This window comes from Nocardia anocheti (assembly GCF_029675105.1).
Taxonomy (GTDB): domain Bacteria; phylum Actinomycetota; class Actinomycetes; order Mycobacteriales; family Mycobacteriaceae; genus Nocardia.
The window spans coordinates 317,495-330,217 of record NZ_JAQQFV010000004.1; the positions used below are offsets into that span (position 1 = coordinate 317,495).

General features: G+C 69.9%; 13 protein-coding genes. 3 read left to right on the forward strand and 10 right to left on the reverse strand.

Translation table 11 applies throughout. The annotated features are described in order from the left end of the window. Positions 1–276 precede the first annotated feature (276 nt). Positions 277–828, forward strand: coding sequence for a type II toxin-antitoxin system PemK/MazF family toxin (locus QC180_RS12485; protein WP_278262857.1), 552 nt, complete (start codon positions 277–279; stop codon positions 826–828). A 46-nt stretch (positions 829–874) separates the two neighbouring features. On the opposite strand, the gene QC180_RS12490 is transcribed toward QC180_RS12485, so the two are convergent. From QC180_RS12490 to QC180_RS12505, 4 genes are all read right to left on the reverse strand, one after another. Next, positions 875–1,624: an aquaporin gene (locus tag QC180_RS12490; protein WP_278262858.1), complete on the reverse strand. Its 750-nt coding sequence runs from the start codon at positions 1,622–1,624 to the stop codon at positions 875–877. A gap of 64 nt (positions 1,625–1,688) precedes the next feature. After that, the gene (locus QC180_RS12495; RefSeq protein ID WP_278262859.1) at positions 1,689–2,531 is read right to left on the reverse strand and encodes a transglutaminase family protein; all 843 of its coding nucleotides are present in this window, start codon (positions 2,529–2,531) and stop codon (positions 1,689–1,691) included. Next, the gene (locus tag QC180_RS12500) at positions 2,528–3,505 is read right to left on the reverse strand and encodes an alpha-E domain-containing protein (RefSeq protein WP_278262860.1); all 978 of its coding nucleotides are present in this window, start codon (positions 3,503–3,505) and stop codon (positions 2,528–2,530) included. Before QC180_RS12500 ends, QC180_RS12495 begins: the two co-directional genes overlap by 4 nt. Positions 3,506–3,510: 5 nt before the next feature. Then, positions 3,511–5,181, reverse strand: coding sequence for a circularly permuted type 2 ATP-grasp protein (locus QC180_RS12505; RefSeq protein ID WP_474646424.1), 1,671 nt, complete (start codon positions 5,179–5,181; stop codon positions 3,511–3,513). A 258-nt stretch (positions 5,182–5,439) separates the two neighbouring features. Here QC180_RS12505 and rpsT point away from each other — a divergent pair, with 258 nt between their 5' ends. Both rpsT and QC180_RS12515 read left to right on the forward strand, forming a co-directional pair. Continuing rightward, positions 5,440–5,700 carry a 30S ribosomal protein S20 gene (gene rpsT, locus QC180_RS12510; RefSeq protein ID WP_019045815.1) on the forward strand — a complete coding sequence of 87 codons (261 nt, stop codon included), beginning with the start codon at positions 5,440–5,442 and terminating at the stop codon, positions 5,698–5,700. Positions 5,701–5,799: 99 nt separating this feature from the next. Further along, positions 5,800–6,057 carry a hypothetical protein gene (locus QC180_RS12515; protein ID WP_278262861.1) on the forward strand — a complete coding sequence of 86 codons (258 nt, stop codon included), beginning with the start codon at positions 5,800–5,802 and terminating at the stop codon, positions 6,055–6,057. Between the two features lie 9 nt (positions 6,058–6,066). Here QC180_RS12515 and QC180_RS12520 read toward each other — a convergent pair whose 3' ends face one another. From QC180_RS12520 to QC180_RS12545, 6 genes are all read right to left on the reverse strand, one after another. After that, a complete protein-coding gene (locus tag QC180_RS12520) occupies positions 6,067–7,224 on the reverse strand; it encodes an LCP family protein (protein ID WP_474646425.1) in 1,158 nt (385 codons plus the stop codon). A gap of 216 nt (positions 7,225–7,440) precedes the next feature. Beyond that, positions 7,441–7,887 (reverse strand): SgcJ/EcaC family oxidoreductase, encoded by a 447-nt coding sequence (locus tag QC180_RS12525; RefSeq protein ID WP_278262863.1) that lies wholly within the window; start codon positions 7,885–7,887, stop codon positions 7,441–7,443. Positions 7,888–8,006: 119 nt separating this feature from the next. Further along, positions 8,007–8,978 (reverse strand): DNA polymerase III subunit delta, encoded by a 972-nt coding sequence (gene holA / locus QC180_RS12530; RefSeq protein ID WP_278262864.1) that lies wholly within the window; start codon positions 8,976–8,978, stop codon positions 8,007–8,009. Further along, entirely contained in the window at positions 8,975–11,608 is a 2,634-nt protein-coding gene (locus tag QC180_RS12535) for a ComEC/Rec2 family competence protein (protein WP_278262865.1), read from the reverse strand. Before QC180_RS12535 ends, holA begins: the two co-directional genes overlap by 4 nt. An 88-nt stretch (positions 11,609–11,696) precedes the next feature. Continuing rightward, a complete protein-coding gene (locus QC180_RS12540; protein WP_278262866.1) occupies positions 11,697–11,948 on the reverse strand; it encodes a hypothetical protein in 252 nt (83 codons plus the stop codon). Next, on the reverse strand, positions 11,945–12,652 hold the full coding sequence (locus QC180_RS12545) for a ComEA family DNA-binding protein (RefSeq protein WP_278262867.1): 708 nt from the start codon (positions 12,650–12,652) through the stop codon (positions 11,945–11,947). The genes QC180_RS12540 and QC180_RS12545 overlap by 4 nt, the downstream gene beginning before the upstream one ends. Positions 12,653–12,723 lie beyond the last annotated feature (71 nt).

The following is a 12,723-nucleotide window of genomic DNA, read 5'->3' on the forward strand; positions in this document are numbered from 1 at the left end:
CCATGGGAAACGCCAGGTCACACCAGGAAGCGTTGGGAAGTGGGGAAATGGGCCCCGAACAGGCAAAACAATCTCTACCCCGCGACCCGCGAATAGATGTGCGCGATGATGCAGAAGTTCCTGATCCGGGACGGATCGGTGAACGTCGTGTCGGCAAAGCTGGAAGCCACTCCACTCCTCGAGGGGTATCGGCGAACTGGGTCCATCGTCCCATGGCCGCGGGGGTGGCCCTGTCACCGGTGCACCGAAGCGCCGAGGCACCGTTATATTTCAGGGATGGCCAGCAGTTGGAACACACTCGGCAAGCAGCTCGGCGTGATCGCCAAGGAGCAGGGGCCGAAGATCGTGCGCAAGCAAGGGCCGCGGTTGCTGGAGAAGCTGGTGGAGGCGTTGGGCAGCAAGCCCGGCCCCACCGTCGCCGTCCGACCGACCGCCTCCACTCCGGTGCCCACCGCGCACCGCGCCCGCCAGATCGTCTACTGCCCGCAGCTGGACGGTCGCGCCGATCCCGGGGAGATCGTCTGGACCTGGGTGCCCTTCGAAGAGGACCCCACCAACGGCAAGGACCGCCCGGTGCTGGTGGTCGGCCGCGACCGCAAGACCCTGCTGGGGTTGATGCTGTCGTCCAAAGCCGAACGCGCGCACGACCGCAACTGGGTCGGGATCGGGTCGGGTCCGTGGGACAACGACGGCAGGCCCAGCTGGGTCCGCCTGGATCGGGTGCTCGACGTCCCCGAGGACGGCATCCGGCGCGAGGGCGCGATCGTCGAGCGCAAGACCTTCGACCTGGTCGCGCACCGGCTCGTCGCCGAATACCACTGGAGCTGACCGCCGCGAACCCCGATCCGCGCGGACCGGGGTTCGCCCTGCCTGATCAGGCCGCGATCTCCTTGGATCGCCCGAAGATCAGCCCGTAGACCAGCGCGCCGAGCGCCCCGCCGATCAGCGGGAACAGGATGAACGCCCACAGCTGCCCCATCGCCCCGTCCTGGAACGGCGCCACCCCGATGCTGCGCGCCGGGTTGCCCGAGCCGTTGTCCACCGGGATGGCCACCAGGTTGACGATGGCGAACGCCGCGCCGATCGACATGCCCGCCAGCGGCGCGTCGGAGATCTGGTCCGTCGAGGCCAGCACCACGAACACCAGCACGCCGGTGAGCATCACCTCCATGATGATGGTGGCCGCGAGCCCGTAGCCGTTCTGCAGCACCACCTCACCGAGCGGACCGGTCACCGCGGAGGGGCTGTGCGCGCCCCAGCCATTGGCGCCGAGCCCGTCGACCGGGCGGTCGTAGGCGGGCAGATTGTTGGCGATGGCGAACAGCACCAGCCCCGCCAGCAGCGCCCCGACGATCTGGAACAGCGCGTAGAACCCGGCATTGCGCGGCGAGATCCGGCCCAGCAGCAACTGTCCGAGGGTGACCGCCGGGTTCACGTGACAGCCCGAGATCGGTCCGAGCGCGTAGACCAGGAACATCAGGGTCAGACCGAAGGCCAACGCCACCCCCAGCGCGCCGACCCGCTCCCCCGCCAGCACCGCCGTGCCGACACCACCGATCACCAGGACGAAGGTGCCCAGTCCCTCGGCCGCCCATTTCTTGGTATCCGGCACCACCTCGGTCATCGCCCACCGCCTTCGAGAGGACTGACCCCGCGACCAGCGGGGTTCCGCACGATCCACTCGGAGATTACGCGAGCCGGGTGACCTCCACAACGACCTCCAGATCGGTCGAGCCGCCCCCGGAGAACACACCTTTCAGCGGCGGCACGTCCGCGTAGTCGCGGCCCACCCCCACCGAGACGTGCTGCTCGTTGACGGCCAGATTGTTGGTCGGGTCATACCCCCACCACTGCCCGGTCCACGCCTCGATCCAGGCGTGTGACTGCCCCGCCACCGTCTCCCCGATCTCGGCGCCCGGCTTCGGATGCAGATACCCCGACACGTAGCGGCTCGGAATCCCCATGCTGCGCAACAACACCAGCGTCAGATGGGCGTAGTCCTGGCAGACCCCGCGCCGCTCGGCGAACGCCTGCGGCGCGGAGGTGTGCACCGAGGTGGTGCCCGCGATGTAGTCCATCTCCTTGTGCACCCACTCCGCCGCGCGCACCACCGCCTTGGCCGGTGGCTCACCGCGCGAGAGCTGCCGGGCCACCGTGGCCAGCTTGCGGTCGCGCGGCACATAGGCGGTGGGACTGAGCATTTCGTCGAACCGGTCGACGACGCGTCCGCCGCGCAGGTCCTCGAAGGTCAGCTCGCCCGCCGGTTCGGCGAACGGCTCGGTCTCCACCACCGAGGACCCGGTCACCTCGAGTTCGGTGTGCGGGGCGTGCAGGTCGAAGGCGGTGACCGCGGTGCCCCAGTAGTCGGTGTAGCGATAGGCCCTGGTGGCGGGCACGGTCTCGACGCGATTGAGGATCACGTTCTGCCTGCTGTCGGCCCTGGGCGTGAGCCTGGCCTCGTTGAACGAGCGCGTCACCGGCGCGTCGTAGACATATCCCGTGGTGTGCACCACCCTGATCCGCCAGCTCATAATTCTCCCTCCACCGGCACGCGCGTGTCCTGGTTGCGGCGGACATCGGTCCAGGCCACCCACGGGGCGGCGTGGAAGTACTGGCGCGAGACCGCCTCGCTCACCTCGCGGCAGCACTTCTGCAGGGCGAGCAGGCGGCTCTGCAGGTCTTCCAGCAGCACACCCGGCGGCAGGAACTCCAGTTCGCTGCGGGCCCGGCCGAGCACCCGCTGGGCCTCGTGCCGCGCCCCGACCCGGCTGCCCGGACGCTGGTCGAGTTCGGTCAGGCAGTCCTCGGCCACGCGCAGCGTGTGGAACACCGACCGGGGGAAGAGCCGGTCGATGAGGATGAACTCGGCGACCCGGGCGGCGTCGAGGGCGCCGCGGTGGGTGCGCAGATAGGTGTCGTGCGCCCCGGCCGAACGCAGCACCGTCACCCAGGCGGGCGAGGAGGTGCGATCGCCCGCGCGCGAGAGCAGCAGACGCACCATCATGTCCACGCGTTCGACGCAGCGCCCGAGCAGCAGGAAGCGGTAGCCGTCGTCGCGACTCAGCGTGGAATCGGTCAGCCCGGTGAACATCGCCGCGCGGTCCTTGATGAAGGAGAAGAACTCGTGCGGGCCAAGGCCGCGTGCCGCGCGCTCGGCGGCGGGCAGGCCGTTGTAGGTGGCGTTGAGGCACTCCCACATCTCGCTGGAGGTGACTTCCCTGGCGCCCCTGGCGTTCTCGCGGGCCTTGGCGATGGAGTCGCTGATCGAGACGCCGTGGTCGTGGCTGAAGGCGACCAGATCGGTCACCGACCAGACGTCGAGGCGCAGGCCCTCCGGTGCCTCGATGCCGAGCACCTTGAGCAGCACCCGCGAGGTGCGGTCGGCGTCGACGGTGGCGTCTTCGAGCAGCTGGTGCACGGCGACGTCGAGGATGCGCGCGGTGTCGTCGGCGCGCTCGACGTATCGGCCGATCCAGTAGAGGGATTCGGCGTTTCGAGCAAGCATGTGTGTTATTCCCCGATCAGCCGCTGCGTCTGTTGTTGTTGCTGCTGTTGCTGATTGGCCTGCGGCGCGCTGAGCTCGCGGCCGATCTCGAACGAGTCGGCCTGGGGCGGGTCGCTCACCAGTTCCGAACCGGCCAGTTCCCGCTCGGCCCGACCCGAGCGTCCGGCCAGCACCCAGGTGTCCTTGCTGCCGCCGCCCTGGCTGGAGTTCACCACCAGCGAGCCCGAGGGCAGCGCGACGCGGGTGAGCCCGCCCGGCAGCACCCAGATGTCGTCACCGTCGTTGACCGCGAACGGACGCAGGTCCACGTGCCGGGGCACCAGATCGTTGCCGATCTTGGTCGGCACGGTCGAGAGCTGCACCACCGGCTGGGCGATCCAGCCGCGCGGATCGGCCCTGATCTTGCGCCGCACGGCGTCGAGCTCACGCGGACCCGCGTCCGGCCCGATGACGATGCCGTAGCCGCCGGACCCCTCGACCGGCTTGACCACCAGCTCGCCGACCCGGTCGAGCACCTCGGCGCGCTCGTCGTCGAGCCAGCAGCGGAAGGTGTCGACATTGGGCAGCACCGGTTTCTCACCGAGGTAGTACTCGATGATCGTGGGCACATAGGTATAGATGAGCTTGTCGTCGCCGACGCCGTTGCCCACGGCGCTCGAGATCACCACATTGCCCGCCCTGGCGGCGTTGAGGATCCCGGCCACGCCCAGCACCGAGTCGGGGCGGAAGTGCATCGGGTCGAGGAAGGTGTCGTCGATGCGCCGGTAGATCACGTCGACCTGCCGCTCCCCCGCGGTCGTGCGCATGTAGACGACATTGTCGCGGCAGAACAGATCGCGTCCCTCGACAAGTTCCACCCCCATCTGCCGGGCCAGCAGCGAATGCTCGAAGTAGGCGGCGTTGTGCACGCCCGGGGTGAGCACCACCACGGTCGGGTCGGCCTCGTTGGGCGCGGCCGAGGCCCGCAACGCGCGCAGCAGATGTCCGGGATAGTCGCCGACGGCGCGCACCTGGTGCGAGGAGAACAGATCGGGGAAGACCCGCGCCATCGTGCGCCGGTTCTCCATCACATAGGAGACCCCCGACGGCGAACGCAGGTTGTCCTCCAAGACGCGGAAGTCGCCGCGTTCGTCGCGCACCAGATCGATCCCCGAGACGTGGATGCGCACCCCGTTGGGCGGCACCAGCCCGGCCGCCTCCCGGTGGAAGTGCTCGCAGGAGGTGACCAGCCGCTTGGGCATCACCTGGTCGCGCAGGATGTTCTGCTCGCCGTAGATGTCGGCCAGGAACAGTTCCAGCGCGGTCACCCGCTGCTTGATGCCGCGTTCGAGCTTGGCCCACTCCGCGGCGGCGATCACCCGGGGCACCAGATCCAGTGGAAACGGCCGCTCCTGCCCGGACAGCGAGAAGGTGATGCCCTGATCGATGAAGGCGCGGTCCAGTGCGTCGGACCGCTTGGCCAGGTCGTCGACGTCGATCCCGGCCATCGCCGCGTGGATGCCGCGATAGGGCGCGCGCACCCGGCCCGCGGCGTCGAACATCTCGTCGAAGGCGTCGGCGAAGCGGCCCGGCCCGTACCCCTCGAACAGGCCGGTCTGCGCGGTCGGCTGTCCGGTCGATCCCACCGACGCCGGTGCTGCTGGTCGACCCGTACTCGGCGCTGTGGTGGAGGTCATGGGAAAAACTGTGCATCACCCGACAGCAGGGTTCTGTGAGACACAGGTAAATTTCTTGCATCACCTGAAACGGGTGAAATCGAGCGCGGGCCGGTGCGGCCGGATCCGGGCCGATTTCGCCCGCCGGTGCCGAGCTGGTAACCTCGACATTCGGCGCGGTGTTACCCGTAGTTCAGCACCACCTGCTGCATCGTGGGCGCGCGCCCGACGAGCTTTCAAGACATACCACCCAGCGACAGGAAACCAGAGGATACAGGCGTGGCCAACATCAAGTCCCAGATGAAGCGGATCCGTACCAACGAGGCGGCGCGCAAGCGCAACCAGTCGGTCAAGTCCGCGCTGCGCACCGCGATCCGCAACTTCCGTGAAGCTGCTGCCAGCGGCGACAAGGAAAAGGCTGCCGAGCAGCTGCAGTTCGCGAGCCGCAAGCTCGACAAGGCCGCTTCCAAGGGCGTCATCCACGCCAACCAGGCGGCCAACAAGAAGTCCGCGCTCGCGCTGGCTCTGAACAAGATCTGATCGGGGCGGGCTCGATCCCGCTCAGCAATACCTCGCAAGACGCAGCCGCCGTGGCCTCGATGACCACGGCGGCTTTTGTCGTCGGCTACCATTCCGCGCATGTTGACGGTCTACGCGAATCAGACGGTGGTACGAGGCGACGACCTGGCCGAGGTGATCCGCGCCGCGGAGATCCTGGGGCTCGGCCTCAAGATCGAGAACGTGATGGTGCCCGACGAGGAGGGCGGCTACTCCCCGGCGTGGATCGTCACCCGCGAGGACGAGGTCCCGCTCTACGAGGAGTGGGAGGGCCGCTACGAGGACCTCGAGGACGACCTCGGCGACGACGAGGAGCAGCTCGCCCTGGTCGGCGAGTGATCCTCCGGTTCAGTTCACACAGGGGATCTCCCCCGAGGTGATGTCGCTGCGGACCGGCTTGCCCGCGTCGGGGGTTTCGGTCACCGAGCTGGTCGTGCCGGTCTGTCTGCCGGTGGTCGCCTCCGCGGGCAGGGCCGCGGGTGGAGTGTGCCGCCGGGTCGTGGTGGTTGGCGACGGGTCGGCGAACGGTGTCCCGAAGGCGGTCGAGATCTCGCGGCGGATGGCCGCGCGGTCGACGATGTTCACGTCCTGACCGTTGATCACGTCGTAGCGCAGCACCGGCAGGGTGCGGAATTCGACCTGCGGATCCTCGGCGCCGCCGAGCGTGCGCACGAAGTCGGTCATGCTCCACCCGTCGGAGAGCACGATATTGCGGTGCGCCACGTCCATCAGCGCCGAGAGCTTGCCCGGATCGGTGAGGGTGCCCGCGCTGCGCAGTTTCCTGGCCACCGAGGTGAGGAAGGCCTGTTGGCGGTGGGTGCGGTCCAGATCGCCGTTGTCCAGTCCGTGCCGTTGCCGCACGAAGGCCAACGCCTGCGCCGGATCCAGATGCTGGCGGCCCGCCGGGAAGTCGGCGCCGGAGAACTCCGGGTCGCTCACCGGCTGTTTCAAGCACACTTCCACCCCGCCCAGCGCGTCGGCCAGGTCGTAGAACCCGGCGAGGGTGATCTCGGCGAAGCGGTCGATCGGCGCCCCGGTCAGATCCCGCACCGCCTTGACGATCGAGGCGCGTCCCGCCTCCCGGCCCGCCTGCTCGAGCTCGGCCCGATCGGTCATCCCGCGCGCGATCAGCTGGTCTTGGACGGCCGCCTTCTTCAACCCGTACGCCTCCTTGATCTTGGCGTGGGTGTAGCCGGGGATGCCGCTGACCGGCACATAGTCGTCGCGCGGGATGGACACCGCGACGATCTTGTCCATGGCGGCCGGGATGTGCACCAGGATCAGGGTGTTGGCGTTGTAGCCGCCCTCGTCGCCGTCACCGGCGTGGAGTTGTTCGAGCACCTCGGGCGGTAGTTCGTTGCCGTCCTGGTCGCGACGGGTGTCCAGGCCGATCAGCAGGATGTTGAGGTCGCCGCCGAGCGAGTGTGGCGCGTCCTCCCCCAGCGCGTACGAGCGCAGGAAGCCGGAATCGAAGTTGCCCGCCGTGGACCACCCGTAGGCCGTCACCGCGACGATCGCGGCCGACAGCCCCGCCGCGATCCCCTTCCCGATTCCCCTGGCCCAGTCCCGAGCCGACCGATGAGCGCGTCGACCTCGTCCGCGCTCATCGGTTCGGCTAACGGTCGGCTCTCCCATGTCGTGCTCGACTCTGCCAGCGCCAGGAGTGATCGAAGATCGCGATCCGATCGCGAATTGGTGCCGACCGTCGGGCGCGGGCCGTCGTCAGCCCTTCGGGACCGGCGTGTTCTGCCTGGCCACCGTCCACCAGCGACCGCCCTCCTTGACCAGCACATACAGCGCGACCATCGCGGGCTCGATGTCGATCAGTTCCCCTTCGGGCGTGGTCGCGCGCGCCTGCTTGTACGCGAGAGCGACATCGGGCCGCGGGAACCGGATATCGGTGACGTCGTAGCGGACGTACTCGTCCTTCAGAAACCCCGCCAACCCACGCCGGTTCGCCGCCAGCAGCGCGTCGCGCCCGCTGATCACCATGCCCGCTGCATTGCCGACGGTGGCGTTCTCCGCGAACGACGCGGTCAGGAGTTCGGCGTCGTTGGTGTTCATGGCGGTCTGGGTATCGGTGATGATCTGTCGGATGGCGGCGATGTCGTCGGTGTGATCGACGGTGTGGTCGTCGATCACCGGCGGCTGGGTGGTGTTGATGTCCATGACGAGCATCGTTCTCCCTCAACCGTTGTTGAGGTCAAGGGTGTGCCGCGACGGGCCACCGGCCGGGTGAGCGCCGCGTGCGCCGCGGGCTCGGTGCCGCGGGGCGGGTGGAGCCGGGGTCAGCCTGCCGCACGCAGGTCCAGGATGCGGGAGAGGGCGTGTTCGACGGCGTAGGTGGCGTCGGCGGCGCCGCCTTTGACGTCGGCGTTGAGCGTGGCGACCACCTGGAGGGCGGTGCCGATGGTGGCCGGGTTCCAGCCGCGGGCCTGAGCCTGGGCCTTCTTCACCTTCCACGGCGGCATGCCGAGCTGCTGGGCGAGCTTGAACGGGTCGCCCCGGCCCGCCGACCCGACCTTGGCGATGGTGTGCACCGAATCGGCGAGGGCATCGGCCAGCAGCACGTGCGGCACACCGCGATCGGTGGCCCAGCGCAGGGCCTCCATGGCGGCGGGCCGGTCACCGGTCACGGCCAGCTCGGCGACATCGAACCCGGTCACCTCGGCCCGGCCGGAGTAGTAACGGCGTACGGCGTTCACATCGACCTTGCCGCCGGTGTCAGCGACCAATTGCGAACAGGCCGCGGCCAGTTCGCGCAGCTCGGAGCCGACGGACTCGATCAGCACCTGCACCGCCTCGGCGGGCACTTTGACCCCCGCCGCCCGGAACTCCGCGCGCACGAACTCCATCCGCTCCCCGGCCTTGGTGAGCTTCGCGCATTCGTGCACGACGGCACCCTGCTTCTGCAACGCCGGTGCCAGCGCCTTGGCCCGCCCGCCGCCGGAGTGCAGCACCATCAGCACCACCCCGTCGGGCGGATCGATCGCGGCCTCGGTGATCACCGCCACCGCGTCCTTGCCCGCCTCCGCCGCGGACTCCAGCACGATCACCCGGTCCTCGGCGAACAGCGAGGGGCTCAGCAGTTCGGCCAGCTCGGCGGTACTCGCGTCCCCGGCGCGCAACCGGTCGACCGGCACCGAGTCCGGATCCGGCGCGTTCGCCCGCACCGCCGCGGTCACCTGCGCCACCGCACGCTCGACCAACAGTTCCTCGTCCCCGAGAACCAGATGCACCGCAGCAGGTCGTTCGCTCACGAGCCGATCCTACGGACCATCCCCGACAACCGACGTGCCCCATGCCGGTCCATCCCTGCTACGTCGACCCCGCCCGGACACACCCGCGCGGCTCGGCGCCGGGAAGTAACGATGCGCAGGTTCCCCGGGCCGCCGAGCACGACCACGTCCCCGTCACGATCGGTCCGGGCGACGATGCTGCCGAGACCGGCCAGCGCGGCGAGGACCGTGGGGTGCGGGTGTCCGAACGTGTTGTCCATCCCGGAACTGATCAGCGCCAGCCGGGGCCGCACCGCCCGAAAGAACTCCGGGGTCGTCGTCCGCGACCCGTGATGCGGCACCTTGAGAACATCGGCCCGGACATCGTGGTCCCGCATCACCCTGGCCTGCGCGTCCGCCTCGATGTCCCCGGTGAACAACACCGACCCGACCGCCGTCCGCGCCATCACCACCAGCGACCGATCATTGGCCCCCTCGGCCGCCGTACTGCTCGGCACCCCGGGCCCCGGCGCCAGCACCACCAGTTCCACCGCTCCGAAGGTCAACACCTGCCCCGCGAACAACTCCATCAGCGGAACACCTGCCCCACAGGCACTTTCGACAACCCGCCGAACCCCTCCTTTCTCATCCTGATGCCCCACCTCACGGTTCGCGGCCGCACCCGACGCGGCGGTGACCTCGCAGGGTGAAGCTGTGGCGACGCAGGTCGGGGCTGCACCTGGATCGGTGGACGTAGTGGGCACTGCGATGCAGGTCGGGGCGGTGGGGTGAGGTGGTGCGATCGGGAGTTCGCCTGGGGCCGTGGCGATGGCGTCGACGGTGCGGCCGCGGAGGGCGCCGGGGACGCCGTCGATGTGGTCGGCGTGGGGGTGGGTGAGGATGAGGAGGGCGATGTGGGTGATGTGCAGGTTGTCGAGGCATCGGCGGATGCGGCGTGGATCGGGGCCGGTGTCGATGACCACGGCGGTGCCGGGGCCGACAGCGAGGGCGAGGCCGTCGCCCTGACCCACGTCGCACATCGCCAGGGTCCAGCCGGACGGCGGCCAGCTGGGGGCCCACAGGCGTACGGGGACGAGCACCACGCCGATCCCGAGCGCGATGACCGCGAGTAGCCGCCGGGTTCGTGACCAGCGCAGAGCAGCGATCACCGCGACGACGATCACCGCCGCCACCACGCCGCCGAGGGTGCCCGAGCGCACCGTCATGGTCGCGCCGGGCACCGCGGCGGCGCGGTCGGCCACGTCGAGCAACCACCACAGCGGTGGCCGCGCACACCACAGCACCCAGACGGCGGCATCACCCCACACGCACGCCACCACGGCGCCCACCGCACCTATCACCGTGATCAATCCGACCACCGGGGCGACCAGAGCGTTCGCGACGATCGCGACGAGGCTGACCCTGCCCGACAGCGCCACCATCAACGGCAGGGTGACGACGAAGGCCGCCGCCGACACCGCGACCACCTCCGCGGGTGCCCGCCACCATCCCCGTGCGCGCAACCAATCGGCCCAGCTCGGCGCGAGCAGGATCAGCCCGGCAGTGGCCGACACCGACAGCGCGAATCCCGCGCTCATCGCCAATTGCGGTGCGACCGCGAGCAATCCGATCACCGCCCCGCACAGCGCGGGCAGGGCTTGTTTGCGCCGCCCGGTCAGCAAGGCGAGCACAGTCACCGACCCCATCGCGGCGGCACGCAGCACACTCGGATCGGGGCGCGCGATGACGACGAACACCCCGACGACCCCGGCCGCGGCGACGGCGCTGGTCCTCGGCCCGGCGGAGAGCAGCCGGGTGAGCGCTAGCAACGCTGTCAACAGAATCGTGAAGTTCGCGCCACTGACCACGCACAAATGTTGAAGTCCCGCGATTTCGAAGGCGTCCCGAACATGGTCGGGCAGTGCCACCGTATCGCCGACGACGAGTGCGGGCAGCAGGCCAGCGGCATCCGAGGGCAACGCCCGCGCGGCCGCCGCCACCAGATCGGCGCGCACGCCTGCCGCCACCCGCTGCCACCACGGCGGCTCACCGAGCCGTTCCGGCGCCGCCGACGCGTTCAGCGCCGCGATGGTGAGATCGGACCGATTCGGCCGACTCACCTCCGCCCGGAATCGCACCATCTGCCCCGGCGACAGGGCGGCCCACTCGCTACCGCCCGCCAGCACCACGACCGCCCCGCCGCCCCGCGTCCACCCCGCGCCTCCACCGAATTCCCGCAGTTCGGCGTGCACGATCCACCGGCGCTGCCCACCGAACCCACCGCCCCGCATCGGTTTGGCGTCGTCGGTGACCACCGCCACCACACTCACCGACCGCCCGACCATGTCCCGTAGCGGATGTGCCTGCACCCGGTGCTCCCGCCACGCCCCCGCAGCCCCGAACCCCGCGGTCAACAACACGGCCGCCAGACCGGCCACCGCCACCACCCGCCACCGCTCCCGCCGATGCGCGATCGCCCAGAGCAGCACCACCCACAGCCCGATGGCCACCACCACCGCAGCCACCGAGATCACTACCCCCGCTACCCACCCGGCTCCGATCGCCACGATCGTCGCCACCCAGCACCCCACCGCGGCAGGCACCAACCGCATATCGAGAACCTGCCGCTCCCCTTCCTCCGCCGCGGTGATCTCCTCCCCCGCAACCCTCATCCGTGCACCACGCAGGCTGATCCGCCGCCTCCGAACCGACTACCGAATTCCGCGTGTGCCCACTCTGTTCCAGGGATTGTCGAGTCGGTCATCCCAGCACCGCACCGGTCGGCCACGACCACCCGAGCGGCCCGCCCTCCTCCGTCCCGGCGAGCAGGGCGAACGAGCCGATTCGCCGCGGCCACACCGGGGTCAACGACCCGGTGAGCGTCTCGCCGCTGCCGTCGACCTCGGCGCTCGAACCGGTGCGCGGCTCCGACCGACGCGGTGCGGCGTCCGGAATCAGCCAGGCGGAGCAGCGGGTTTCGGTGCGCGAAGCCGCGTGACGAGGTGTGGTCATATCGTCACCAGCTCGCGAAGGCGCGCCAGGCGAGCGGGCCCGATACCGTCCACCTCACCCAGCTGGGCGATATCGGTGAAGCGCCCATTGGCCGCGCGCCAGGCGAGGATGGCTTTCGCGGTGACCGGGCCGACGCCGGGGAGAGCGTCGAGTTCGGCTTCGGTGGCGGTGTTGAGATCGACGCCACCGGACTTGCCCGCACCCGCACCGGCGGGCGTAGAACCGGTGACGCCCGGCGCGGACGGTCCAGCGGCGGGCGTGCGGCCGGACGCACTGATCATGCCGCTGCCGAGCCTGGCCGGGTCCGAGTGCGGGCCGGTGGCGCCGACGACGACCTGGTCGCCGTCGGACAGGCGTTGGGCCAGGTTCAGTCCGGTCAGGTCGGCACCGTCGCGGATGCCGCCCGCCATCTCGATGGCGTCCGCCACGCGGGAACCCCCGGGCAACCGATGCAGACCGGCGTGCTCGACCAGACCCACGACGCTGACCACCACCTCGGCACCCGCACCCGCACCGGTCTCCGCCACCGCGGCAACCGCGGCCACCGTTTCCGGACGTGCGGGAGCGGCCTCGGCCCGGACTACCGGTACCGGCGGGACCGCCTGGGGCACCGGTTGATCCCGCATCACCGCCACACCGGTGACCACTACCGCGACGATGCCGACCGCGCCCAGCGCCATCGCGCCCCGCCGACCCGGATCCATCCGGGCACCGCGAAACCGCTCCGGTACGAACCGGTTCCGTCGCCGTGATGCTCCCTCATCGAGCCAACTCG

Bases quoted from the DNA above. Each gene is read 5' to 3' on its own strand.
- QC180_RS12485 (WP_278262857.1), top strand. From the start codon at position 277: ATGGCCAGCAGTTGGAACACACTCGGCAAGCAGCTCGGCGTGATCGCC.
- QC180_RS12495 (WP_278262859.1), bottom strand. From the start codon at position 2,531: ATGAGCTGGCGGATCAGGGTGGTGCACACCACGGGATATGTCTACGAC.
- QC180_RS12515 (WP_278262861.1), top strand. From the start codon at position 5,800: ATGTTGACGGTCTACGCGAATCAGACGGTGGTACGAGGCGACGACCTG.
- QC180_RS12490 (WP_278262858.1), bottom strand. From the start codon at position 1,624: ATGACCGAGGTGGTGCCGGATACCAAGAAATGGGCGGCCGAGGGACTG.
- QC180_RS12500 (WP_278262860.1), bottom strand. From the start codon at position 3,505: ATGCTTGCTCGAAACGCCGAATCCCTCTACTGGATCGGCCGATACGTC.
- QC180_RS12540 (WP_278262866.1), bottom strand. From the start codon at position 11,948: ATGACCACACCTCGTCACGCGGCTTCGCGCACCGAAACCCGCTGCTCC.
- QC180_RS12525 (WP_278262863.1), bottom strand. From the start codon at position 7,887: ATGGACATCAACACCACCCAGCCGCCGGTGATCGACGACCACACCGTC.
- QC180_RS12535 (WP_278262865.1), bottom strand. From the start codon at position 11,608: ATGAGGGTTGCGGGGGAGGAGATCACCGCGGCGGAGGAAGGGGAGCGG.
- QC180_RS12505 (WP_474646424.1), bottom strand. From the start codon at position 5,181: ATGACCTCCACCACAGCGCCGAGTACGGGTCGACCAGCAGCACCGGCG.
- QC180_RS12545 (WP_278262867.1), bottom strand. From the start codon at position 12,652: ATGGATCCGGGTCGGCGGGGCGCGATGGCGCTGGGCGCGGTCGGCATC.